General features: G+C 47.0%; 28 protein-coding genes. 20 read left to right on the forward strand and 8 right to left on the reverse strand.

Features of this window, described 5'->3' with window-relative positions; genetic code table 11:
• Nucleotides 1–131 precede the first annotated feature (131 nt).
• On the reverse strand, nucleotides 132–1,055 hold the full coding sequence (locus RIF36_RS05030; RefSeq protein ID WP_350121579.1) for a glutamate--tRNA ligase family protein: 924 nt from the start codon (nucleotides 1,053–1,055) through the stop codon (nucleotides 132–134).
• Between the two features lie 101 nt (nucleotides 1,056–1,156).
• On the opposite strand from RIF36_RS05030, the gene RIF36_RS05035 reads away from it, so the two are divergent.
• From RIF36_RS05035 to RIF36_RS05065, 7 genes are all read left to right on the forward strand, one after another.
• Nucleotides 1,157–2,749 carry an amidohydrolase gene (locus RIF36_RS05035; protein WP_502880837.1) on the forward strand — a complete coding sequence of 531 codons (1,593 nt, stop codon included), beginning with the start codon at nucleotides 1,157–1,159 and terminating at the stop codon, nucleotides 2,747–2,749.
• Between the two features lie 135 nt (nucleotides 2,750–2,884).
• Entirely contained in the window at nucleotides 2,885–3,115 is a 231-nt protein-coding gene (locus RIF36_RS05040) for a hypothetical protein (RefSeq protein ID WP_350076197.1), read from the forward strand.
• Nucleotides 3,108–3,443, forward strand: a complete 336-nt coding sequence (locus RIF36_RS05045; protein ID WP_350076195.1) for a type II toxin-antitoxin system PemK/MazF family toxin — start codon at nucleotides 3,108–3,110, stop codon at nucleotides 3,441–3,443. The genes RIF36_RS05040 and RIF36_RS05045 overlap by 8 nt, the downstream gene beginning before the upstream one ends.
• A gap of 87 nt (nucleotides 3,444–3,530) precedes the next feature.
• Nucleotides 3,531–4,280 (forward strand): Type 1 glutamine amidotransferase-like domain-containing protein, encoded by a 750-nt coding sequence (locus tag RIF36_RS05050; RefSeq protein ID WP_350076193.1) that lies wholly within the window; start codon nucleotides 3,531–3,533, stop codon nucleotides 4,278–4,280.
• Nucleotides 4,281–4,454: 174 nt separating this feature from the next.
• On the forward strand, nucleotides 4,455–4,913 hold the full coding sequence (locus tag RIF36_RS05055) for a mobile mystery protein A (protein WP_350076191.1): 459 nt from the start codon (nucleotides 4,455–4,457) through the stop codon (nucleotides 4,911–4,913).
• On the forward strand, nucleotides 4,904–5,500 hold the full coding sequence (locus tag RIF36_RS05060; RefSeq protein ID WP_350076189.1) for a mobile mystery protein B: 597 nt from the start codon (nucleotides 4,904–4,906) through the stop codon (nucleotides 5,498–5,500). Before RIF36_RS05055 ends, RIF36_RS05060 begins: the two co-directional genes overlap by 10 nt.
• Before the next feature lie 84 nt (nucleotides 5,501–5,584).
• Nucleotides 5,585–6,217, forward strand: coding sequence for a lipase family protein (locus tag RIF36_RS05065; RefSeq protein ID WP_350076188.1), 633 nt, complete (start codon nucleotides 5,585–5,587; stop codon nucleotides 6,215–6,217).
• A 148-nt stretch (nucleotides 6,218–6,365) separates the two neighbouring features.
• On the opposite strand, the gene RIF36_RS05070 is transcribed toward RIF36_RS05065, so the two are convergent.
• The gene (locus RIF36_RS05070) at nucleotides 6,366–7,544 is read right to left on the reverse strand and encodes an alpha/beta fold hydrolase (RefSeq protein WP_350076186.1); all 1,179 of its coding nucleotides are present in this window, start codon (nucleotides 7,542–7,544) and stop codon (nucleotides 6,366–6,368) included.
• 245 nt (nucleotides 7,545–7,789) lie between these two features.
• Between RIF36_RS05070 and RIF36_RS05075 the strand changes: the two genes are divergently transcribed.
• Together RIF36_RS05075 and RIF36_RS05080 are read left to right on the forward strand one after the other, a co-directional pair.
• A complete protein-coding gene (locus RIF36_RS05075) occupies nucleotides 7,790–8,572 on the forward strand; it encodes a hypothetical protein (RefSeq protein ID WP_350121581.1) in 783 nt (260 codons plus the stop codon).
• Nucleotides 8,573–8,687: 115 nt separating this feature from the next.
• Complete coding sequence (locus RIF36_RS05080; protein WP_350076183.1) at nucleotides 8,688–9,986, forward strand: alpha/beta hydrolase family protein; 1,299 nt, start codon at nucleotides 8,688–8,690, stop codon at nucleotides 9,984–9,986.
• A gap of 154 nt (nucleotides 9,987–10,140) precedes the next feature.
• Here RIF36_RS05080 and RIF36_RS05085 read toward each other — a convergent pair whose 3' ends face one another.
• The gene (locus RIF36_RS05085) at nucleotides 10,141–10,758 is read right to left on the reverse strand and encodes a TetR/AcrR family transcriptional regulator (protein WP_350076181.1); all 618 of its coding nucleotides are present in this window, start codon (nucleotides 10,756–10,758) and stop codon (nucleotides 10,141–10,143) included.
• A gap of 111 nt (nucleotides 10,759–10,869) precedes the next feature.
• Here RIF36_RS05085 and RIF36_RS05090 point away from each other — a divergent pair, with 111 nt between their 5' ends.
• The 5 genes from RIF36_RS05090 (at nucleotide 10,870) to RIF36_RS05110 (ending at nucleotide 14,052) form a co-directional block, all read left to right on the forward strand.
• On the forward strand, nucleotides 10,870–11,646 hold the full coding sequence (locus RIF36_RS05090; protein WP_350076179.1) for a sterol desaturase family protein: 777 nt from the start codon (nucleotides 10,870–10,872) through the stop codon (nucleotides 11,644–11,646).
• Nucleotides 11,647–11,836: 190 nt separating this feature from the next.
• A complete protein-coding gene (locus RIF36_RS05095) occupies nucleotides 11,837–12,172 on the forward strand; it encodes an ArsR/SmtB family transcription factor (RefSeq protein WP_350076177.1) in 336 nt (111 codons plus the stop codon).
• Nucleotides 12,169–12,678, forward strand: a complete 510-nt coding sequence (locus tag RIF36_RS05100) for an SRPBCC family protein (protein WP_350076175.1) — start codon at nucleotides 12,169–12,171, stop codon at nucleotides 12,676–12,678. The genes RIF36_RS05095 and RIF36_RS05100 overlap by 4 nt, the downstream gene beginning before the upstream one ends.
• Nucleotides 12,679–12,685: 7 nt before the next feature.
• Complete coding sequence (locus RIF36_RS05105; RefSeq protein ID WP_350076173.1) at nucleotides 12,686–13,153, forward strand: SRPBCC family protein; 468 nt, start codon at nucleotides 12,686–12,688, stop codon at nucleotides 13,151–13,153.
• Nucleotides 13,154–13,158: 5 nt separating this feature from the next.
• The gene (locus RIF36_RS05110; protein ID WP_350121583.1) at nucleotides 13,159–14,052 is read left to right on the forward strand and encodes an alpha/beta fold hydrolase; all 894 of its coding nucleotides are present in this window, start codon (nucleotides 13,159–13,161) and stop codon (nucleotides 14,050–14,052) included.
• 196 nt (nucleotides 14,053–14,248) lie between these two features.
• On the opposite strand, the gene RIF36_RS05115 is transcribed toward RIF36_RS05110, so the two are convergent.
• Together RIF36_RS05115 and RIF36_RS05120 are read right to left on the reverse strand one after the other, a co-directional pair.
• A complete protein-coding gene (locus RIF36_RS05115; RefSeq protein ID WP_350125931.1) occupies nucleotides 14,249–14,926 on the reverse strand; it encodes a porin family protein in 678 nt (225 codons plus the stop codon).
• Nucleotides 14,927–14,951: 25 nt separating this feature from the next.
• Complete coding sequence (locus RIF36_RS05120) at nucleotides 14,952–15,620, reverse strand: YiaD family glycine zipper/OmpA-like lipoprotein (RefSeq protein ID WP_350076165.1); 669 nt, start codon at nucleotides 15,618–15,620, stop codon at nucleotides 14,952–14,954.
• A gap of 232 nt (nucleotides 15,621–15,852) precedes the next feature.
• Between RIF36_RS05120 and RIF36_RS05125 the strand changes: the two genes are divergently transcribed.
• Nucleotides 15,853–16,023 (forward strand): hypothetical protein, encoded by a 171-nt coding sequence (locus RIF36_RS05125; protein ID WP_350149318.1) that lies wholly within the window; start codon nucleotides 15,853–15,855, stop codon nucleotides 16,021–16,023.
• Between the two features lie 32 nt (nucleotides 16,024–16,055).
• On the opposite strand, the gene RIF36_RS05130 is transcribed toward RIF36_RS05125, so the two are convergent.
• Nucleotides 16,056–16,730, reverse strand: coding sequence for an outer membrane beta-barrel protein (locus RIF36_RS05130; RefSeq protein ID WP_350125934.1), 675 nt, complete (start codon nucleotides 16,728–16,730; stop codon nucleotides 16,056–16,058).
• 84 nt (nucleotides 16,731–16,814) lie between these two features.
• Nucleotides 16,815–17,417: a hypothetical protein gene (locus RIF36_RS05135; protein ID WP_350125937.1), complete on the reverse strand. Its 603-nt coding sequence runs from the start codon at nucleotides 17,415–17,417 to the stop codon at nucleotides 16,815–16,817.
• A 300-nt stretch (nucleotides 17,418–17,717) separates the two neighbouring features.
• Here RIF36_RS05135 and RIF36_RS05140 point away from each other — a divergent pair, with 300 nt between their 5' ends.
• Genes RIF36_RS05140 through RIF36_RS05150 form a run of 3 tightly spaced genes read left to right on the forward strand, consistent with a single transcriptional unit; the run spans nucleotide 17,718 to nucleotide 19,246 of the window.
• Complete coding sequence (locus tag RIF36_RS05140; RefSeq protein ID WP_350125940.1) at nucleotides 17,718–17,945, forward strand: helix-turn-helix transcriptional regulator; 228 nt, start codon at nucleotides 17,718–17,720, stop codon at nucleotides 17,943–17,945.
• A complete protein-coding gene (locus tag RIF36_RS05145; protein WP_350076155.1) occupies nucleotides 17,932–18,261 on the forward strand; it encodes a HipA N-terminal domain-containing protein in 330 nt (109 codons plus the stop codon). Before RIF36_RS05140 ends, RIF36_RS05145 begins: the two co-directional genes overlap by 14 nt.
• On the forward strand, nucleotides 18,254–19,246 hold the full coding sequence (locus tag RIF36_RS05150) for a HipA domain-containing protein (RefSeq protein WP_350125943.1): 993 nt from the start codon (nucleotides 18,254–18,256) through the stop codon (nucleotides 19,244–19,246). Before RIF36_RS05145 ends, RIF36_RS05150 begins: the two co-directional genes overlap by 8 nt.
• 17 nt (nucleotides 19,247–19,263) lie before the next feature.
• Here the strand turns inward: RIF36_RS05150 and RIF36_RS05155 are convergent, their stop codons facing one another.
• Complete coding sequence (locus RIF36_RS05155; protein ID WP_350125946.1) at nucleotides 19,264–19,800, reverse strand: YfiT family bacillithiol transferase; 537 nt, start codon at nucleotides 19,798–19,800, stop codon at nucleotides 19,264–19,266.
• Between the two features lie 118 nt (nucleotides 19,801–19,918).
• On the opposite strand from RIF36_RS05155, the gene RIF36_RS05160 reads away from it, so the two are divergent.
• Nucleotides 19,919–20,137, forward strand: coding sequence for a DUF2191 domain-containing protein (locus RIF36_RS05160; protein WP_350125949.1), 219 nt, complete (start codon nucleotides 19,919–19,921; stop codon nucleotides 20,135–20,137).
• Nucleotides 20,138–20,139: 2 nt separating this feature from the next.
• A complete protein-coding gene (locus RIF36_RS05165) occupies nucleotides 20,140–20,514 on the forward strand; it encodes a PIN domain-containing protein (protein WP_350125952.1) in 375 nt (124 codons plus the stop codon).
• The last annotated feature ends 3 nt before the right edge of the window (nucleotides 20,515–20,517 follow it).

A 20,517-nucleotide genomic window follows, 5' to 3' on the forward strand; every position in this document is an offset into this window, starting at 1 on the left:
TTTAACGTTTTTTAACAATGCGGTTCCATAGAATCTGGCTACCGGTAAATTGGACAATGTTTACGGATAGTTTTAGGGTTTGATGGGGTGAAAAAAGTCGGGGTTTTATTCGATCACAAAGGCGACACGGCTTAGTAGGAAAGGGTGCTTCCAACACGTTTGAAAGAAAAGGCTTTCAACAACTCATCCAAACTCCCGCATGCTTCCGGTGGCAATGCCAGCCAGCTCCCAAGCTTCCGGAGCAGGCGTGGTTTGTCCTGCGAAAACTCATCCAACACAGCTGACGACCGCTGGGACTTCGAAAGCTTCACTCCACCGCCCATGATCAGAGGGTGATGAAAAAATTCAGCCTCAGAAAAAGCAGTCAAGCCCAGCTTTTCAGCCAAGTACAACTGTGCAACAGAGCTCTCAAAAAGGTCTTCTCCTCTCACAATCGTGTTAACCCCAAAATGCCCATCGTCAACAACAGAGGCCAGGTGATAGGCCGGGATGCCGTCCCTCCTTCTCACCACAAAATGAGACTGTGAGTACGGCAACTCCTCCACACTCAGCCCTTGTTTGTAACGCTTCATCTTTACCACAGCCATGCCATCGGTCTTCAACCGCCAGCTAATATCATGTCCATGAAGTTCAAGCCCCTTATGCTGGCATATTCCCTCGTAATTATGCTCTTCAATGAGTTTTTTCACCAGCTTTCTGGAACAATCGCAGCCGAAAACCGCCCCCTCCCTCTCCAGCGTTTGAAAAGCAGCTTCGTACAACTCCATGCGCTGTAGCTGCGAGTATTCCTTCTCAAACTGTTGAACAGAAAAAGGCCCCAAATCCCAGTCCAGCCCGAGCCATTCCAACGTCCGAAAAATGTTTTCGACGTACTCCGGCTTTACCCTTTCCTGATCGAGGTCATCAATCCTAAGTAAAATTTGCCCATTGTTTTTTCGGGCCAGCAGCCAGGTGAAAAGGAAAGAATAAATGTTGCCGATGTGTAAAAAACCACTGGGAGTGGGTGCAAATCGGGTAATAGGCGCAGGTAGCTGTAACTTTTGCAAACGGTTCACAAACGTTGTTTTTTCCGTTCGTCTAAGTTCGGCTGGTAAAAACGAAAAAGCCAGATTACTTCAATGAATATTTGAGACGAAAAATCTAATGACCGTTTATTATGAAAAGGATTCTTACTGTTTGTTTTATGCTGGCATGCGCTCCCGCACTGGTAATGGGCCAGGCCAAAAAGTACAGTGCCAAACAAATTGAGGCGCTAAAAAAAGAGGCGGCTGCCAAGGTAGAGGCCAACGCCAAGTTGGCCCAGGTAATGGTCGACAAGGTGTTCAGCTTTTCAGAGCTGGGGTTCCAGGAAGTGGAAACGTCCAAATACCTGACCGGTATTCTGGAAGAAAACGGTTTCACCATTGAGCAGGGCATTTCCGGCATACCCACTGCCTGGTTTGCCAAATGGGGCAATGGCAAGCCTGTGATCGCCATCGGCTCTGACCTCGATTGTATCCCCAAGGCATCGCAAAAGCCTGGCGTAGCCTATCACGATCCGATTGTGGAAGGTGCTCCCGGCCATGGCGAAGGACATAACTCAGGCACGCCGCTCAACATTGCCGCCGTGTTGGCAGTGAAGGAAATCATGGAGAGGGAAAAAATGTCGGGCACGCTGATTGTTTGGCCTGGCGTGGCTGAAGAGCTTGTAGGCACCAAGGCGTTCTACACCCGTGACGGCTATTTTGACGATGTAGACATTTCGATCTTCACACACGTGGGCAACAACTTTGGCGTTTCCTACGGACAGGCCTCTGGTACCGGCCTGATTTCGGTGGAGTACTCTTTTGAGGGTGAGGCTGCCCATGCTGCTGGCGCCCCCTGGAGGGGTAAAAGCGCTTTGGATGCCGTGGAGCTTACCTCCATCGGCTGGCAGTACCAGCGGGAGCACCTTGATCCCCTGCAACGTTCTCATCACGTAATCAAAGACGGTGGCGATCAGCCCAATGTGGTGCCATCTAAGGCTTCCATTTGGTTTTACTACCGCAATGTGACCTACCCCAAAATCATGGAGATGTACGAAAAGGGCAACCGCATTGCCGATGGCGCCGCTATGATGACGGGCACCACAGTAACCCGTAGAGTGCTGGGCAGCGCCTGGCCCCGTCACTTCAACAAGGTGATTGCAGAAACCATGTACGAAAATATTAAGAAAGTAGGTCTGCCCACCTGGAGCGACGACGATCAAACCCTTGCAAAGGCCTTGCAAAAAGAACTTGGCAATCCCAAACAGGAGGGCCTTCCCACAGCACTCGATACACTAAAACCACCGACCCGCAGTTTTGTAAGCGGTGGCTCTGACGACATCGGTGATATTAGCTGGAAGCTGCCTACTGTCACCATGCGTTTTCCTTCCAACATCCCCGGGCTGCCAGGTCACCATTGGGCCAATGCCGTAGCCATGGCGACACCTATTGCTCACAAAGGCGTGGTGGCTGGTGCAAAAGCCGAAGCCATGACGTTGGTGGATTTTCTGTTGAAGCCAGAGTTGGTAACGCAGGCCTGGGACTACTACCGCAACGTGCAGATGATGGACACTGAGTACAAACCGATGATTGCTGACGATGAGAAGCCAGCCACTCATTTGAATACCGAAATTCAGGATGAATTCCGTCCTCAGCTAAAGCCGTTTTACTACGACGAAAGCAAGTATGGCACCTACCTGGAGCAGTTGGGTATTAAGTACCCGACAGTGAAAAGTGAGCAGTAAAATCTATCGAACATGAAATAAAAAAGGGCTGCTGAATAGTGGCCCTTTTCATTGCTTTATGAGTAAAATGCCTTTCTCCTTGACGCCACCTCCACAAAAAGACATTATTCGTTATATTTGAGAAAACCATGGTGTATGAAGGCATTTGAATTCACAACCAAGATTAAAAAGAATAAGATCGATATTCCCTCGAAGCTTCAGGAAGAAATTGCTCAGTCTGAAGATGGAGCTGCGAGAGTGATTATCTTACTGGAAGAGTCACCCATTCGTGATGAAGGTGCGCTGGGGCAGATTGTGGTTGAAAAGTTTCTTCAGGGTTACGATGAGGCTGATGCCATTTACGATACGTACAAAATAGATGAGTAGGCTAAGTTTTGGTGACGTTGTGCTCCTGAAATTTCCCTTCACCGATAACTCTGCATCAAAAAGAAGGCCTGCACTAGTCATCAACGATTTTGAAGACGGCGACATTATCGTTTGCCGAATCACCAGCAGGTTATACCAAAGCTCTTTCGATATTGTCTTAACCAACTGGGAAAATGCAGGTCTAAAACTCCCGTCTATAGCACGGGTCCATAAAATAGCTACGCTGACCAAAGACATGGTCGAATTGAAAATGGGGGAAATTCATAGTACGGACAAAGACAAGGCAAGAGAGCTAATAGGTAAGTTGTCTGTGAGTAACGTTCACTAGAAAAGTAATCACTTGGGCAGGCCATAGAAAAGCACTTGTTCAAATTCCGGAGGCTGGCTACATTGTGTTTTGAACCAAAGCCAATCCATGAAAAAATTAATCCTACTCAGCCTCGCCATTCTATCTGCAACAGGCTTCGCTCTTGCCCAGGATCAGTACATTTTCCCTTTTGGCGGTGGGCAGAACAAACTGTTCATCAAAGAAATCATTAAGCTAACCGGGAAAGAACGGCCGAAGATCTGCTACCTGCCTACTGCCTCTGGCGACAGCCAGCAGGGGATTATCCGCTTTTATGAACTGGTTCATGACCTGTCAGTAGAGCCATCGGTGCAACGAGTATGGATCAGCTCATATAACCAAAAGCAGACGTTTGAAGAGGTGCTGCTCAATGTTGATGCTATCTATGTAGGCGGTGGCAACACTCTCAATATGATGGCCATCTGGAAGGCTCAGGGTATTGATGTGGTCCTCAAAAAAGCACTGGAAAAAGGAATCATCCTGGCGGGTGGCAGCGCTGGCTCCCTCTGCTGGTTCGACAACGGCACTACCGACTCCCGCCCTATCGAGCTCAGTGTAGTAGAAGGGTTAGGCTTTCTTCCCTACAGCCATAGCCCACACTACGACGCCGAGGAATTTCGCCGCCCCTTGTACATGAAGAACATCGAAACTGGCATTTTCAAAGCGGGCTACGCCATGGACAATTACTCGGGGATTATTTTCAAAAACGGCAAGCCTTTCAAAGTGGTCGCCACGAAGCCCGAAGCCAATTGCTACTTCGTGTCGATGAAGGATGGCAAAGTAGTAGAGGAGAAGCTGGAGAAGGTGATTTTGGAGTAAGCTGGCCTATCTCGCTCCAAAAAATCCCGTGGTTCGTGAAGCTATTCCCACGCTTAGTACTTTGATATGACCAGGCGCAATTTTTTTGTCAGGTCATTAGCTGACAATTTTTTTGATTTTGTCAAAGTATAACCTTACTTTTACATTATAAAAGTCAGTCTATACCCTTACACAATGAGAGCTAGAAGTCTACAGTTGGATCAACTTGAAAGAAAACTAAAGGTATATTCGAGCATCAAAAGCACACCTATTCCTCCAACGGGTTGGATAAAAGCGGTTCGGCTAGCCTTAGGTATTTCGCTACAGCAATTGGCTACCAAACTCTCCATAACCAGGCAGAGCGTCCTTGAAATAGAGAACAGGGAGAAAAATGGCAGCATCACCATCAAGTCATTGCGTGAAGCGGCCAATGCCCTGGATATGGATTTGGTGTATGGTTTTGTGCCAAAGGATGGCTCACTGGATGCTCTGGTTGAAAGAAAGGCCAGAGAACTCGCTACGAAAATTGTGCGCCGAACTTCCAATACCATGAAACTGGAAGCTCAGGAAAATTCAGAGTCAAGGTTAAGGACGGCCATATCGGAAAGAGCATCTGCGCTGAAAAGTGAAATGCCAAAAGTGTTATGGGATTAGACTTTGAATACATCAACGGTCAGACTCCACTGGATGAGGAGGAGAGGGTGGGACTTTTGATAGAAACGATAACAACAAGGACTGAATTGGATGAATTCGAACAGCAAAACATTGAAGATGCCATTCAGTGGACACTGGGACGATCTTTCAAGTCTGAAACAATTTTAACTGAGTCGTTTATACGAGGCCTTCACCTGCGGATGTATAAAAATGTATGGAGCTGGGCAGGTGAATTTAGAAGGACAGATAAAAATATTGGGATAGACAAATGGCAGATCGCCACGGCTCTAAAGGCACTTTGTGACGACGCAGCGTTTTGGATTGAAAACGAAACCTATTCGCCGGATGAGACGGCCATACGGTTTAAACATCGGCTTGTCAGCATCCATTGTTTTCCAAATGGTAATGGTCGGCATAGTCGATTAATGGCAGACGTAATTATTGACAAAATATATAAGCAACCCGTATTTACCTGGGGAGCTGGCGATCTTGCCGAGCTAAGCGACATCAGGAAAGAATATTTGCTTGCATTAAAAGAGGCTGACAAAGGTCGGCTCGATGAACTTTTAAGGTTTGTCCGATCATAAGAACCAAAGCGGCAAAGGGTGGGTTTAGAGTAATTGTCATTATAGCCCGAAGTGCTATATTCGGTTTCTTCTAAATGAGTCGGTATGAAATTTACACTTATCGTGGTTATTTTTTGCTCTTCGCTGTTTTCGTACGCTGCCAACAACGAGCGCTACCTGTTTTTTCTGCACAACAAGTGGATAGAAGATCATGAGCTTAATGAAGGTCATCCCAAATACGGCAAAGCCGAATACCGGGAAATTGTGAACGCTTTCAAGAAGGAGGGGTTTACGGTGATCAGCGAAAAAAGAAAGACCAATACCGACGAGAAAGTTTACGCCCGCCAAGTAAAGGAGCAGATCGACAGCTTGCTTCAAATGGGTGTTGAGCCAGGCAAAATCACTGTCGTTGGAACGTCTAAGGGCGGATTCATAGCGCAGTATGTTTCGACCTATGCCAGAAATGAGCAGCTGAATTTTGTGTTTATCGGTAGCTCTTATGAAGGGCTGGTGGAGCAAATTCCTGACATCGACTTGTGTGGCAATATCCTGGCAATCAACGAAAAGTCTGATCGGGGATCGGTATCTCTGGCTGGCAGGATAGAAAAATCCACCTGCCATATAGCGCACTTCAAAAACATAGAGCTCAACACTGGCAAAGAGCATGGGTTCCTGTTTGTGCTGATGAAAGAATGGTTTGAACCCACTGTGAAGTGGGCCAGGGAAGACTACGAGTAAAGTGCCGCCTGCACTGGTTTTATATGCCGTACCTACGGCACTTGCATGAGTGTAGTAAGCGCACTAGTGTTTACCGATGGTTCGTCCCGATGGGACTGTGCCTCTGACATGGCGCACAGATGGGCGAAGACGCCCAATCAGAACGACATCACTTCAAATACCTATCGGCAAACAACACAAACTGCTCCCAATCATAAAAAGTAAGGTCATGAATACCGGTGCGGTTGTGGTACGACAGCGGCCAGGCAGTGATGGGACTGTCCGGCTTTGGTGGTGTGGTGGGTAGGTGCGACTGGGGACTATACAAATTGAACACCGGCTCAGCGTTTCGCATCGCCAGGTAGGTGCCCGTTGGGTCGGCCCAGAGGTCTTCGGTGGCGTTGGTGGCATACACGGGCCGTGGGGCCGCCAGTGCAATCAGCATGTGCTGGTCGACAGGAAGTGCCGCTTCGTTGCCATTGTACTTTTTGTAATTGGTGTTGAACCAATGGGGAAAGGCGGTATTGATCTTCTCCACAGTTTCTCCAAAATTCCGTTTTGACAAAGCGGCCCCTGTGTTGCCTGAGCAGTTGGTAACGCACATGGCAAAGCGCTGGTCTTGCGCCGCTGCCCACAAAGAAGCCTTTCCTCCACGGGAGTGACCGACTACAATGACTTTCTTGTGATCCACCAAATCTTCTTTCTCGAAATAATCCAGCACCCGGCTGGCACCAAAGGCCCAGGCCCCGATGGCCTTCATACCGTTGTCTCTGGTGAGTTCATCCGGAAAAAGCCGCAGCAGCCCATTCTGATAAGTGTCTTTGTCATCTGGCGCAGCATCGCTTACGTGGAAGGCAGCAATGCCGTAGCCCGCTGCAATCACCTGCTCGGCAGGCCAGAAGCCCATGATGGTATCTCGGGAGGCCAGTGTGTTTTTCGGACTTCGGTTATTGATCAGCAGAAAAGTGGGCACTGCCTTTTTCGCCTGTTGGGGCGTAAAAAGCACTACATGGATGGTGGCCTGCTCCCCCTTGTTGTAAATGGTCACCTCGGTTTCCTTCAGGTGCGCCGCCCCCTGCATCACACCGGGCTGGTCGTTCACGACCTTGAAAGAAACACTGTCGAATACTTTCGGCATCGTGCCGTACACATTATTCTCAAACAGCTGTAGCACCTCTGCCCTTCTTGACGTTTTCCATTGGTTTTTGTTCTTGACTGCTTCGCCGTTGCTGTCTATTAACAGCGGCGGTAAGGTGTAGGTACCTGCTTTGGCTTCGTCGTAGTTTTGGGCCGAGACGGGTTGGAAAATGAGAAGGGTTAAGGAAATTAGAATTAGTGATCGGGTCATAGCGCATTTGGAAAGTGGAGGGTAAAAGGTACGAAAATAGCAGGAGGTTTAAAGGATGCACGTCACCGATCTGGAAGTCCCGGGAGCCGACGAGGCAATAAGAAAATGAACAAACTAGGTGATTTGGGCGGTTGCGCTATGTCAACTCGCAAACTTGAACACTCTAGCAATATCATGAATGATGCAAATAATATTAGAAGAGGTAGACAGTTCTTATATTCGATTTCTACTACCAACTCTTGCGAATGAAGAATAGCTTTTTGATTGCTTTGACTATGGCAGTCCTGTTTCAGGTTCGGGGCCAACCAGCTAGGTTCATTTATTCCGGTGCTGTGACTGACACAGTACACTATTTCACGCCAACCCTGAAACGCCTCATCTCTGAAGGAAAAATTGACACTGCGGAAAGGGTGGGTGAAAAATTCGTATTCTGGTCAAACTTAGAGCGAAATAGGATCAGACTTTTGCTTTTTGAAGAGCCAGTAATTGAAGAGGCGGAGTCCGTAATGCTTCGAGTTTGTTATTTTCCGTGCCACGATGTCAGCAGAATACTTAGAGTTCAGAGTTCTCCAAATGGGTATCGGGCGGTTTGTAAGACCGAAGCTGACAATTCATATAAACTATCATACTTCAATCAGGAAAAATTAACTAGCCGGGAGATCTCGAAATTGCGAAGGGAAATCAAAAAAATGGGAGAAGAAGTATGGCCAACTTACAAGAGTGACATTTTTAAGAAATCGGCGATCACAGATTCTCTGAAATTTAGATTTCAGACCAGTGACCTTATACTAGACAGTTCACTATTTCAAAGAAATTTTAATCTCATAACTTATCTTAAAGTCGGGGAATTAGAGCCTTTCATTTCAGAAAATATAGAGATGGTCAACCGTTCGCACTTTTGCGCTCCCGATTGGATTCTTGAATGGAGGGAGAATGGACAGTACAAGGTGATTAAAAGGAGCAGCCTAAGTTTTGATCTAGAATCTCTTTTAAGTGATTTTTTTCGCTTTTGCGACAGCAACAACTAGTTACCCCAACTGTAGGTTAGAAAACCTGCAAAGCCGTTGAACACCTCCTCCTCCAAAACCTTCCCCCAATTCCCGTGTTTTCTCTATATTGAAACCCTACTTACTTCAACTACATATGATACGTCGTTCTACCCTCTTCATCTTGCTGCTTCTTGCAGTTTCTAGCATCTACCAGCCAGCTTTTAGCCAAAGCACCCAGAAAACCTTCATCTACGGCGATGCGCTGCCCGATGCCCCGGAGCTATCGGCGAGAGGCGGTTATGCCATAGGTGTGCAAACCATTGAGGTAGTTAACAAAAACCAGGTGGATGTGCTGAGCTATGCCAAAGACAGCATTGCTCGGTACGACAGAAAGCTCACACTCGAGGTGTGGTACCCCACCGGTGCTCCGGCCGCAGTGATTACCTACGATGAGGTAATGGGCCAAAATGGCAATCCTAACCGTCCCATCATCCCTTTTACCTTTTTGGGCAGAGCTACCCGCAAAGCGGCTCCCCTGCTGAAAGATGGTCCCTATCCACTGATTATCGTATCGCACGGCTACACGGGTTCCCGCTACCTGATGACCTACCTCACAGAAAACCTGGCTTCCAAAGGCTACGTGGTCGTGTCCATCGATCACATGGAATCTACCTTCAGAGATGCAGCGGGCTTCCCCAGCACCCTGCTCAATCGCTCGCTGGATGATCTTTTTGTGCTGAACGAAATGGCCAGGCTTAGCAAAGACAAAAGCTCTTTTCTGGCAGGTCTTGTCAATACCGACAACACAGCGCTCGTCGGCTATTCGATGGGTGGCTATGGTGCTGTGAATGTGGCCGGTGGTGGCTACAGTCCGCAAGCCGTGGGGCTATTTGGGGGCATGACGGGTGGCAGCAAGGCTTTGAACGTTCGAATGAGAGGCAATGCAGCATTTGAAGCGTCCATCGATCCAAGAATAAAGGTGATTGTGGCCTTTGCGCCCTGGGGCATGGAAAGAGGGCTTTGGGATGCCGAAGGACTGGCTGGCATCAAGATTCCGTCGCTGTTCGTGGCTGGTAGTAAGGATGATATTTCTGGCTACGAAAAAGGCATTAAGGCGACTTATGACGGGGCTGTCAATTCCGACCGCTACCTGCTCACCTATATCGACGCCCGGCACAATGTGGCACCCAACCCCCCGCCGGCAGAGGCCATGCAGCCTGGATTGAATATCGACGAGTATCTGCGCTATGCCGACTCCGTTTGGGACATGCGCCGGATCAACAATATCAACCAGCATTTTGTCACAGCGTTTCTGGGCATGCATTTGAAGGGCATGGCCGACTACAAGAAATTCCTTGATGTGCCGGTCAATTCGAGCGAAGAGGTGTGGACGGGTTTCAAACCGAGGACTTCCATTGGTTTACAGTTGATGCATGATGCGCCGGAGAAGTAAGGGCCCGTGGTGCCACCAGCTAGCGCTGTGGGCACCACTTTGTAGGACTTGAAAGAGTGGCTTTATTGGCGCAGAAGATTCGTGCGGGATGGCAGATGTGGGGAAGGCAAGGGCAGCCACTATTCAACCTTTCAGGAAATCAAACTGAATCGACTCAGGCTCTTTTTTCAAACATCAGTTCCACATAGTTTTTGAAGTGCTGCAGCTGGTGGGCCGTAAGTTGAGGCTCGTTCAATGCCTTAGAAACGACGAAAGCTCCCTCAAGTATTACTGTAAACTGATCGGCAAGGGATTCCTTATCAACTGGAATTTTCATTCGGTGGGTTTTCAGCGTTTCGTCTAGCATGCCCCCCAGCTCCCTTCGCCACGTGAGAATAGAAGAGGATATTTTCTCCTTTATATCATCGCTAAACTGGCTGGGCTCATAAATATAGGAGGCATACAGACAGCCTGGGTAGGGACTCTCCAGTTTGGCCATCATGTCAATATAGCGCTGGATAAACTGCAGAAGCCGCTGCAATGGGTCGCCAGTCAATGCTTCTGTTTCCCTTAGCGCTTCATCCAAATCCGCCAGATCCTCGCTTGAAAAATCATCAATGAGAGTCTTGGCCAGGTCAGCTTTCGACTTAAAATGATAAAAAAATGCACCCTTTGTAATGTTGGTGCGTAGAAGAATCTGATCTATTGAAGTGCCGGAAAATCCATTTTCCAGCACGAGCGCCTTAGACTCTGCTAATATTTTGTCCCGAGTGGGCTTCCCGTCTCTAGCCATAAGTCAAATATAAAAATTTAAACAGACTAGTTGGTATAAAAATAAATATATTTATATTTGCACCGACTAGTCTGTTTAGTTAGATCTATTTTTTCATTTAAACTATTTTTTATGCCGACTCCGTTAGAAATTCTTCTTGACCCCGTTTCACTCATCGTTATCGGGATGTTTACGCTGCTCTTTGTGTGGGAGCAACTTTTTCCCAGGAACAAAAACATGCCTAAAATCAAATATGCAACGCCGAGAGGTCTGCTCGCTTTCGTTGTGTTTTTTTACCTGGGTTCTTATTTGCCGTATTTTACCGATGAATTTCTGGCAAGCTATCAGTTGCTCAACCTGACCTGGATGCCTACTACTGTTCAGGTAGTCATCGGTCTGTTATTTTACCAGTTCCTGCTCTACTTCTATCATCAGGCACTGCACAAATCTGATTTTCTATGGAGGGTAGGTCATCAGATGCATCACAGCGCCGAGAGAATTGATATTCCGAGCACCTATTACTTCAGCATCATGGACATGGTTGGCTTTACATTGCTGGGAAGTTTTTGCTTTGTATTTTTTATGGGCTTTTCGGCCCCGGCTATCAGCATTATTATCTTCTCGCTGAATTTTTTAAGCCAGTTCCAGCATGCCAATATCAAAACGCCCGTGTGGCTGGGCTATTTTATTCAAAGGCCCGAGCAGCATGCAGTACACCATGCACGTGGGGTGCATAAATACAACTACTCTGATTTCCCCATTTACGACTACATTTTCGGAACGTTCAAAAATCCGAAAGATTTCCAGGGAGAAAATGGCTTTTACGATGGTGCTTCGGCAAGAATTGGCGAGATGCTGCTTTTCAAAGACGTGTCTGCCCAACCTGAGGAAAAGCAGGTCGGAGCTTAGCTGGAAGGGTAGTTATACAGATATAGCTACCCTTTTTTCCGTCTTACTTTTTGCATACGCATCTCCATTGGGATGTTTTAAGCCTCCGCTTTTTTGGAAGGCCTTTTTTCTGCCACGGAAAAAATTTTCGACTCAATTATTGCGCAAGTAAATGCTTGCGTACATATTTGCAAGCAAATACTTGCATATTATGGAGGCCAGACGAGACGTATTTCAGGCAATAGCAGACCCCACCCGCAGGGAAATTATTGGCATGGTGGCCCACGAGTCGCTCAACGTAAATGCGCTGGCGGAGAAATTTGATGTGAGCCGGCAGGCGGTGTCGCTGCATGTAAAGATCCTACAGGAGTGCGGGCTCATCTCCATTCGGCAGCAGGGAAGAGAGCGCTACTGCGAGGCCAAATTGGAAGGCCTTGCTGAAGCTTCGCAATGGATCGAGCAATACAAGCAGTTTTGGATGGACAAGTTCGATTCGCTTGATAAATACTTGATCAAAATTCAATCAGAAAAAAAGACAGACAAATGAATGCACCAACAATTTCACACAAAGACAAGCTAAGGCTGTCATACGAATTAAACGCTCCCAGGGAGCTTGTCTTCAATGCCTTCAGCACAGCCGAAGCGCTCAACGAATGGTGGGGGCCGGTGGAAACGAAAAACAGCGCCATTAGTCTCGATTTCCGACCCGGTGGTGTTTTTCATTTTAAAATGGATTTTAACGGCAATGTGAACTATGCCAGGTTTCTTTTCAAAACCATAGAGCCATACGACCTGCTTGAGTATTCCAATGCCTTTGCCGATGAGCAGGGCAAGCCGATTCCGGCACCATTCGATGTGACTTTGCCGCTAGAAATATTCTACAGCCTTCGCTTTACGGAAACGAATGGAAAGACCACCATTCACCTGACCGGCGAACCCATCTATGCCAGTCAGGCAGAAATAGATGGCTTTGTCTCAATCAATGAAAGCATGCACGAGGGGTTTGAAGGCACATTCGCAGCACTGGCGGCTTTCCTGGACAAACAAAAATAAACAGAACATGGCAGAGAAAATTACAGACACTTCGGACAGGGAGCTCCGTATTTCCCGGCTGTTCGACGCCCCCATTGGGCTGATGTGGGAGGTGTGGACTGACCCCAATCACCTGAAAAACTGGTGGGGGCCTAACGGCTTCACAACCGACATCAGTCAGATGGACGTGGAAGTCGGTGGTCAATGGACGCTGGTGATGCATGGGCCTGACGGCACCGATTATCCCAACGAAAGTATTTTCAAAGAACTAGTCAAGCACAAAAAGATTGTGTATCAGCACGTCTCTTCTCCATCGTTTCTAACAACAGTAGAGTTTGAAAGCCAGGGGGCCAAAACTCTGATGAACTGGCATATGCTGTTCGAAAGCAGGGAGCAATTCATAGAGGTAGTTAAGAAGTACGGAGCCGACGAAGGCTTGAAGCAAAACGTCGAAAAACTTGCCCAATACCTGACACAGTTTGTTACAAAAAAATGACAACGATGAAGAATTTTTCTCAACCGATGATGCTGAGCCTTGGCATCACAGTGGCGCTGCTGGCCTCCTGCGGCACACATAACAATAAGCCAATAGAATCATCAACCCCAACTGAAAAGGCTATGGTTTTCGAAAGTGGCTACTCGGATGTCAATGGACTAAAAATGTACTACGAAATACATGGTGAGGGAGACCCACTTGTGCTCATTCATGGAGGAGGCTCCACCATACAAACCACCTTCGGCAATATTATCCCCGACCTGGCGAAAAACAACATGCTGATTGCCGTTGAGCTACAGGCCCATGGCCACACCAGCGACCGGGATGCGCCGGAAACTTTCGAGCAGGATGCTGATGATGTGGCGACACTGCTGCAAAATCTGGGCATTGACAAAGCCTCCTTTTTCGGCTTTAGCAATGGCGGCAATACCACTATGCAAATTGGCATTCGCCACCCTGAAATGGTAAACAAGCTGATCATAGCGTCCGCTTTTTTCAAAAGAGAAGGCATGTTTCCGGGGTTTTTTGATGGCATGGAGCATGCCAGCCTCGATAATATGCCAGCCGACCTGAAAGAAGCGTTTTGGGCAATCAATCCTGACTCTACTAAACTCCTTGCCATGTTCAATCATGACAAAAATCGGATGCTCGGCTTTCAGGATTGGGATGAGGCTTTGCTGCAATCGATTCAAGCTCCGTCGCTCATTATCAATGGCGACCAGGATGTGGTGCAAAATACACATGCCGCCCTGATAGCTTCCCTTATAACCAATGCCAGGCTGATGATACTGCCCGGCAACCACGGCTCGTACATGGGGCAGGTAGAAGGGTCTTACACAAGGAGCAAAACTACCGAGCTGACGCTGGCAGTAATAGATGAGTTTTTGAATGGTGAATAATCCCGGTTGGTGGTGCCTAAAGCGCTAGCTGGTGGCAACACAGGAAAGGCTTGGAGGAGTGGACTTGTCTTAAAGTAGAAGATTCCTACGGGATGGCTGGAGGGGCGAGCGGTTTTTGCGAATGCAATAAAAATACCCCTCTGATCCTATCAGGGAACAGAGGGGCTTCTGGCATTCCTTTTAAAAGGTATTTCGTTTAAAACCGATAGCCGGCTGAAAGGCCAAAACCTGTATTTTTTATGTTGGTTTTATTGTCGGATATTCTGTTATCGTCTGGATTGATCTTCACCATTCCAAGCTGCGAGTTGAGTTGAAAAAACAAACCGCCGACCATCTCATACCCAAACAGAATATTTCCCCCAAAATCGAGCGGCTTAAAATAGGGTGTTAACAATCCATCGCCGTCATTAACTTCATTGGTGAATTCAATGTCATTATTGACTTCGACAGAACCAGATACGTAGGTAGCCTTACCACTCACAGCATACCCCACGTATGGCCCAAAGCCTAACATAATATAGCCATTGCCTACCTGGCTTTTGTACACCAGATTCAAAGGCAGTTCCAAATACGAGAGCCTGTAAGTGCTTGTCACTTGTCCCGTTGTGTTTTTGGCTCCCTTGGTGCTGAACATTAGCCCTGGTTGAAAGTAAAACTCAGGAGCAATAGGTATTTGAGCATTGAGGCCAGCATGAAAACCCGCCAGCAAATCATTTTCCAGTTTGTCGCCGTTGAAATCTTTTCCATTAAAATTCTGGAAGTTGACTCCTCCAAGAATCGCCACGCCGCCCTTTTCTGATGCCGTACTTTGAGCCATGGTCGCTGACGTGGCGAAGACCAGGGCAAGTAAGGTATATAATTGTCTTGCTTTCATTTTGTTGTTTTTTTGATCGTTTGAATTAATTGGAAGCTTCTTTGGCAGCTTCTGCCTTCATTTTTTCGTTGGCAGTGATCAGGAATTCAACCCTGCGATTTTGAGCTTGTCCGCTAGACGTACCATTGTTGTATTTCGGTACCGATTCGCCAAAACCTTTGATGCGCACCCGGTTGTAGCTGATTCCCTGGCTCCTTATATAATTTGAAGAGGTGCTTGCCCTTCTTTCCGACAAACCCTGATTATAAGACTCAGACCCTTTACTGTCAGTATGCCCCTGCACTTCAATATCAGTGTCGGGATAAGCGTTGAGCACCTTCACCAGCTTATCCAGCGAAGTCTTTGATTCAGAAGAAAGGTCGGATTTATCAAATCCGAAGAGCACGTCGCTGCTGAATTCTACGACAATGCCTTCCCCTACTCGTTCCACCCTGGCGTCGGGAACGGTTTTTTCTAATTCAGCCGCTTGCTTGTCCATTTTGTTGCCAATCAAAGCGCCGGCAGTGCCTCCGACGGCAGCCCCGATAATGGCACCCAACGCAGTGTTTCCTGACGCCCGGCCAATAACGGCACCCATGGCACCTCCACCAACAACGCCAACAGCTGCCCCTTTCTTGGTTTTGTTGGCAGCGCAGCCAGAGAAAACTAAAGCCACGCTTAAAAAGAAGATCAAAGTCTTACTTGAATTTTTCATACTTAGCTACTTAATGATTGATGCGGCAGGGGATCACCTCGAAGTATTCAGATTGGATAAGACCCCACCTTTGGAGAGAAGGAATATTTTTATCAAAAGTAGGCGCAATGACGCTGCTGCGAGTTACACATGTCTCCATTAGAGTTGTATAAATCACGCATTGATCGAAGCGCAGAGTGTGCGCTACTGCTAGAAAATCTGAGGGCCTTTTTGACGTGGCCGATTCCTTTGAGTGCTTGCCTTTGGAATGTTTGGCTACTTCGCTTCTGAAAACGATATAATAAAAGAGCTCGCTTTTGGAGTCGTTGTGTTGGGCATCGGTTTAATTGGCATGCTGAAGGCTGCTATTGAGATGTTTGAAAACCACAGAAAGGACAAACAACGAATCCCAATGAATGAGTAGTCCCTTTGGAAACTTACTTTGAAGAGCTTGGCCTAAAACTTATAGCCAAGCGACACCCCAAAGCCCATATTTTTTATGCTGGATCTGTCACCGGGATATTGATTGTATGTTGGGTTGATTTTGACAAGGCCTTGCTGAGTGTTAACCTGAAAGAACAATCCACTGGACATCATATACCCAACGAACATATTGGCACCAACATCCATCCGTTCAAAATATGGAGTCCAGGATAAGCCATCGTCTTTCGCCGGATCGGTAAACTTGATATCACGTGAGAATTCGACTGCACCACTACCAGTAGTAACATGGCCTCCGAAGCCACGAGCAACATATGGGCCAAAGCCGAGCATAATGTATCCATTGCCCCATGGCTTTTTGTACACCAGATCCAAGGGCATTTCGAGATAGGACAGCCGGGTAGTGGTGCTTGTTTCCCCAACACTTTTAGATCCCTTAGTGACAATGAGAAATCCCGTTTGAAAATGGAAGTCTGAGCTCACGGGTATGTTCACATTCATGCCGAAATGAACTCCTGGTAGTAAGTAATTTTTTTGAATGCGCCCATCGGAGCCTCTCTCATCAAATTTCTGAAGATTGGCTCCGCTCCTTACGGCAATTGACACCCTTTCTGATTCAACACATTGAGCCATGGCTAGTGAGCCAGTGAACACCAGAGCTAGTGTAAGAATGTATAATTTTTCTCTCACTTTTGTGTTTTTTTGAGTCAGATAGTAGCACTTATAAGCAGTCACCCTTTTGACCGTGTCCACAAATCTAATCATTTCCGAAAGCTATCTATTTTGGAAGTCAACTGGCCTATCAGGCACAATAGTAGCATCATACGTCGCTCCCGCTGCTACCTGCACCATGGTGATCCGCACTTTGGTCGGGAAAAAGTGTTCATGGTCGGCTCGCTTGTGGGCGTGACCTTGCCCCCCGCTGTCGTCTTTGATCACCAGATCCATTTGTTTGATGCCTTCACTCCAAATAATGGATTCATTTTCCCAAAAAGAAGTCATGGGTACGTCGACTTCGTAAATGCCCTCCTTCGTATAAAGGCCGGTATTGGTGCAGCCGTAGCCATTGCCCTGGCCTTTGTTGGGAATATAACACAGCGTCCACTGTGTGGGGTAACCACCGGCAGGCTTTTCCATCACTTCCAGGCGGATATGAACCGTACCATTGCGGTAGTCAACAGGTGAAGTCCAGTCGGTGGGCCGCTGGGTATTCAGCATGTCGCCTTTTACATAATAGTGCGACTTGCTGGGGGTGGAATTGTCGGCGCTCTCTTTGGTGTACGTGAATTCTGTGTCGAAAAGAAGGAATTGATTGGGTTGCTGCGCCAGGAGCAGCGTGGGGAGGATCAGGATGAACAGAAGTGAAAGTTTTTTCATAGGATGTTGCTTAAACAGGTAATGTGCAAGAAAGATAGTTAACAGAATTGATATACGAGGTAAAAGCTGATCGATGAATGATGTCTTCTAAAGGATCGTTTGCAGATAGAACCCTCCAAAGTGCCGAAAGCATGTTGCAGTAATCGCTGCTATTTTATACCCGATTGGGTATATCTATTTCTGTCTTCATCAAGACTATACCCTAAAGGGTACAATCTCAAGCTTATCTAACTATTTTATACCCTTTCAGGTATAAAATTGAAAATGTTTCTTATATTTATACCCGAAAAGGTATAATTTATGAGCACAGACTTAAGCCAATTCGTTAAAGACAAAAGAAAATCGTCAGGACTTACCCAGGAGGAGCTATCATTAAAGGCTGGTGTGGGACTGAGGTTTGTGCGTGAGATGGAACAAGGGAAGCAATCTTTGCAAATGGACAAAGTCAATCAGGTCTTGAAACTCTTTGGATATGAACTCGGGCCGACAGTTATTAACAGAAGCAAGCTACTCGATGAAAAAAGCTAGAATATACATGCATGACGAGTGGGCAGGGGTGCTGACGGAGGACAATGATGGCTACCATTTTGCCTACCAAAAGGAGTACGTCACTGAAGGAGGAGAGCCCATCAGCCTGACCATGCCACTTAAAGAGAAAGCTTACCACAGCGCAATGTTGTTTCCTTTTTTTGATGGCTTGATCCCTGAAGGTTGGCTGCTGGAAATAGCCGAGAAGAGCTGGAAAATCAATGCCCGTGACAGAATGAGCTTGCTATTGGCCACCTGCAATGACTGTATCGGGGCTGTTTCTGTTGAACCAGTAGACGCTGAAGAGAATGAATAGAAAATCATGCCTCTATTGCTACCAGCCTCTCAATGGAGAAGACCTGGCGACTCAAGCAGGGGATGCTGGTTTCCATCCATCGTGTAGTAAGAAGTTTTTTGGGACGGCTGCCCCTCCTGAACTACCCTTCACAGAGAACGATATGTTAAAACTTGCGGAACAGGTTATCAAAAGCCACAAAGCAGTCACTGGCGTTCAGCCGAAGCTCTCTCTGAATATTGAGAAAATAAAAAATAGTGAGGTTCCGGAAAGGTTTACCATAGTGGGGCTATGGGGAGAGTACATTTTGAAGCCGCAGACAGAAGCATTTAAGCACCTGCCGGAAAATGAAGACCTGACTATGCATATGGCAGCCCTTAGCGGAATCAATACAGTGGAGCATTCGCTAATAAGTCTCAAATCAGGGCAGCTGGCCTACATCACCAAACGAATAGATAGAAAAAAGGCATCAGGAAAAAGTGTCGCTGCCAAGAAACTGCATATGGAAGACATGTGCCAACTGACGGAAAGGCTTACCGAGCACAAATACAAGGGGTCTTACGAACAGATTGCGAAAACAATCCTTAGGTACTCAGCAAACCCAGGTCTCGATGTGATCAATTTCTACGAGCAGGTCATCTTCTGCTTTCTAACAGGCAACAATGACATGCATCTCAAGAATTTTTCCTTGTTGAAATCCGACGGAATGGATTATAATCTTTGCCCCGCCTATGACCTTGTAGCATCGGCCCTGGTGTTGCCGGAAGATGACGAAGAACTTGCGCTGACGTTAAACGGAAAAAAGAAAAAACTGAAAAAAGCTGATTTCGACACTGCTATGTTATCTGCCGCCATCAAAAAAAAAGCCGTAGACAATATTTACAGGAGATTTTCCAACTCGCTAGCCCGGTGGAGGAATTTCATTGAGATAAGCTTTTTGCCTGAAGACTTGAAGGTCAATTTCCAGGAGTTGATCAACGCCAAATCTAAAAGACTCGACCTGTGATTCGGAAAGCTGCTATGCTACCACCCCATCCTCTTCTTCAGCTCCGTAATGTGCGCCAGGTGATGCCGACCATGCCAGGAGTACATAGCCAGCACAGTGGCCAGCCTGGAGGTCTTTCCGGAGGCAGGGTGCACAAAAGTTCTTTGGTAGTCTTCTTCAGACATCGCTTTTAATAGCACCACCCATCGCTTGTGTAGCATTTCCAACAAATCGAGTGAAAGATCTATCTCCCCATGCGCCGCATCAGGCAACTCAGCCCATAGCTGTTCTTCATAGGGCCTGATGATTGGGTTGTCTTCGGTGAGCGCCAATCTGAAACGCATATACGAATTCATGTGGCTATCAGGGATGTGGTGCACTACCTGCCGCACCGTCCAACCGCCGGGGCGGTAGGGAGTTTCCAACTGGTTCTCAGAAAGGCCCACGACTGCAGTCCTCAATTGCGAGGGCAAATGGGCAATGTCTTCTATCCAGTGGCTGCGCATGCCGGACGAAGTGTCTTTTGGCGGGACAAAATCTCCTATGGGAAATTTGAGTGCTTCGAGGTTTTCCATAAAGAACCGATGTAAAAAATGATGGTGAAGTTAAAAAGAAAGGAACGAAGAACAGCCAGGAGTGGTTGTAATTTGATAATACGATAGTCTATCGTATTTTTGGATAAAGCAATATCAAATGAAAGTGACAGCCCTGATTTCGGATGACTTAATTGATGAGGTAAAAAAGTTCAGTCACGGTAAAAACATTACCGAAAGCATCACCATTGCCCTGAAAGAATGGGTAGCACAAAAAAAGATTGAAGAAGTCACCCATTTAGTAACTGAAGCCCCTTTGACCTTTCAAAGCAATTTTTCGGCTGAAAAGGCACGCAAGCTCAACAGAACATCAGCCTGAAAATGATATTGGTCGACACGTCAGTTTGGATAGAGTTTCTCAAAGGAAAAACACCCGAAATCGCTGACACAATGGTGCTTGAGCTTAAGAACAGAAATGTAGTGGCTGCAAGCCCTGTTTTTGGAGAGTTGTGGCAAGGAGTAAAAAATGATCGGGAAAAAAGTATTATTGATACTTACTGGAGGAACCTCCCGAAAGAAGACGAAACGGAGCTTTTCATTGAAGCCGGAAAGCTGTCCAACCAATACAGGCTTTTCAGTAAAGGAATTGGGCTGATCGACTGTGCCCTGCTTTCCCTGATCTTAAAAGGAAACCACCATTTGTGGACATTGGATAAGAAGCTCGCAACGGCTGCGATGGAAATTGTTGAGCTGTAAACC

It is taken from the genome of Imperialibacter sp. (assembly GCF_040222815.1).
Lineage (GTDB): Bacteria > Bacteroidota > Bacteroidia > Cytophagales > Cyclobacteriaceae > Imperialibacter.